The organism is Pedobacter sp. 05T44 (genome assembly GCF_056395985.1).
The window spans coordinates 1-2,660 of sequence record NZ_JBFTKO010000039.1 but is presented as its reverse complement, the minus strand read 5'-3'; the positions used below and the strand labels follow the sequence as shown (position 1 = coordinate 2,660).

The following is a 2,660-nucleotide window of genomic DNA, read 5'->3' as shown; positions in this document are numbered from 1 at the left end:
CCCGAACAGATCGACTGATCACCTGAGGTGACTGTCGGATTAGGATAAATAACTTCCGCACCGTATATATTTAAATTGTCTAAAGCAGAAACCAATGCACCGAAACGGATCTCTACTCTGTCGTAGATACCCCCAGCCGGTACAGTAGCTTTAAACCTGTTGCCGCTTAATAGTTTAAGTTTTAAAAGACTCGAATTCAGCGGATAGCTGTTCACCACGCTTGTACCGTTCAACACAGTAACAGTAGCACCTCCAAGTACACTTACATCTGCAAGACCTGTTGGGGTCTCAAGATCTAAACGGATACTGTCGGTAGCTGATCCTGCACTTGCAAAAATCAGACGCTGATAACCCGTTGCCCCTACACCTACCGCCAAATGGATGCTGGTGAAATTGGTAGCATTCGCATCAGTCGATGCACCAGGATTGTCTACTCCGCATAATAAACAAAGACCATCTATACCGCTTTGTTGTGCTGTTGCTGCATTACAGTTCGGATTTACAGGTCCGCTGGTTACCGTTACTTTCACTGCYACTCTTGATGAGCTCACACAACCTGATGCACTTTCAGTCTCTACATAATAAGTAGTGGTAGCTGCTAAAGCAGGAGTGGTAAAGCTTGGTCCGGTAGCCAATGATGCTCCGCCACTTGCTGCTGCATACCATTTAATGGTATTGCCCGCATCGGCTGTGGCCTGAAGCGTAGCGGTCTGGCCTGAACTGATGGTCTCGTTATTGGTAACGATAGCTGCCAGTGCAGGAGCAGCATTGATGGTAACAACAACAGAAGTACGGCTGCTTACTGCTGTACCTGATACTGCCTCTACATAATACGTAGTAGTGGCTGTTAAGACAGGGGTGGTAAAGCTTGATCCGTTAGCTATCGAAGTGTTGCCGGTTGAAGCATACCACCTGTACGTTACTCCCGGAAGGGTATTGGATACGGTCAGTGTTGCTGTAGTGCCACTGCAGGTAGTAGCTCCCGCAACTACAGGGGCGCCAACATTAACTACCAATGCATAATCTGTACTGGTAGATAGGTTGTTCGCATCCGTTGCAGTTACCTTGATCGTATAGTTCCCGCCGGTTGCAGGGGTGCCTGTAAGTTTACGGGTTAAAGGATCAAAGCTCAGTCCTGCAGGGACACCTGTTGCAGCATAGGTATATGGTGATGTACCGCCGGTTACTGCAGGTAAGGTCTGGGCAGGGTAAACTGTACCTACCAGACCAGCTGGCAATACCGCTGTAGGAAGTGACAATACCCCATTTACTTTTAAAGCATAGGTCTGGGTAGCTTTTGCTCCCACAGCATCGGTAACTTCTACATTTATATTGTAAGAACCAGACTGGGTTGGTGTTCCGCTGATCTGACGGGTAGTGGCATTAAAGCTTAATCCCGCAGGAAGATTAGTGGCAACATAAGTATAAGGACCGGTACCACCTGTTGCTGATGGAAGGGTCTCGGTAGCATATAGTGTACCCGCTGTACCGTCTGCAAGAACTTTTGCCGGCAGCACCAGTGGATCGCTTACTTTTATTGTATAATTTCTGGTAACACTGTTACCGTCTGCATCGGTAACTTTTACCGGAATAGTAAAGGTACCTTTTGTAGTTGGTGTACCGGTGATGGTACGGGTTAATGGATCAAAGCTCAGTCCTGCAGGTATGCCTGTAGCACTGTAAGTATAAGGACCCGCCCCTCCTGTTGCAGCCGGAATGGTCTGTGCAGGATAAGGAACACCTACTGTACCATCTGCCAGGGTAGCGGCCGGCAATACCAATGGATCCCTTACAATAATGGTATAATCATTGGATACACTGTTGCCGTTCGCATCAGTAGCCGTAACAGGAATTACAAATGTACCTTTCTGTGTAGGGGTACCGGTGATCTCCCTGGTCGACGGGTTAAAGGTCAGACCCGGAGGAAGATTGGTGGCAGTATAGGTATATGGTGTAGTACCGCCTGTAGCTGCAGGTATGGTCTGCGTAGGATATACGGTACCTACAATGCCGTTTGGTAAAGTAGCCGCAGGAAGCGCCAAAGCTGCTGTTACTTTTAAAGTATAAGCCGCTGTTGCTGTACACAGTTTACTGTCGGTTGCAACAACAGAGAAAGTGAAGTCTCCGGAGGCTGTCGGGGTCCCGCCAATTGTACCGTTAGCTGAYAAAGTCAGTCCTGCAGGTAAGCTGCTGCCTGCCGCAAGGGTATAAGTAAATGCTGGCGTACCACCGGTAGCCACATTGATCTGTTTTGAATAGGATGAGTTTACTGTAGCATTGCTCAATACTGTAGTCGCAAAAACAATTGCTGGATTTACCGTTACCTTAACAGGTACACGCTCTACATTTGCACAACCAGCTTTGCTTACTTCTATATAATAGGTAGTAGTAGCAGTCAGTGCAGGGGTAGTAAAGGTCTCTCCGGTGGCAAGTACTGTTGTACTGCTAGCGGTAGCAAACCATCTTAAAGTAGTACCTCCGTTAGCAGTGGCTTTCAGTACAGCAGTGCTGCCCGAACAGATCGACTGATCACCTGAGGTGACTGTCGGATTAGGATAAATAACTTCCGCACCGTATATATTTAAATTGTCTAAAGCAGAAACCAATGCACCGAAACGGATCTCTACTCTGTCGTAGATACCCCCAGCCGGTACAGTAGC

General features: G+C 47.7%; 1 protein-coding gene. It reads right to left on the bottom strand.

What is annotated here, in order from left to right; translation table 11 throughout:
- Window positions 1–2,660 (bottom strand): putative Ig domain-containing protein (locus AC1DDK_RS26095; protein WP_477634195.1); only part of this gene is annotated, 2,660 nt, incomplete at both ends.